We start from the raw sequence: 310 nt of genomic DNA on the forward strand, positions 1-310 counted from the left end.
CTATCGTTTGAATTTATCGCGCGATGCTGAAGGAAATCTTAAGGCTGGTCTCTAGCGGCCACCGGACCTAGCTTCTGTCTACCGGCGACGCGTCGACGCGCGACTGGCTGCGCATATCGCGTAGAGCGTCTTCTGTGCCGCGCCGGATCGGCGGCAATCCGCTGATTTTTTCGGCCAGCATCCGCTCGTACACGCCGAAGTGCAGGTCCACTTCTTCTTGCGTCACGACGGTCACGAAGATGCGCACTTGCCAGGGCCGCAAGCCGAGCACCGTTCCTATCGCGGCTTCCAGTTCCGGAGCGCATAACCG

1 pseudogene is annotated in these 310 nt (G+C 60.3%); it reads right to left on the reverse strand.

The features are described 5' to 3' along the window. Positions 1-67: 67 nt before the first annotated feature. A pseudogene (locus SB753_RS36035) lies at positions 68-310 on the reverse strand (hypothetical protein); the annotation flags it as partial.

Source organism: Paraburkholderia sp. SIMBA_053 (assembly GCF_046534895.1).
GTDB classification, from domain to species: domain Bacteria; phylum Pseudomonadota; class Gammaproteobacteria; order Burkholderiales; family Burkholderiaceae; genus Paraburkholderia; species Paraburkholderia caledonica.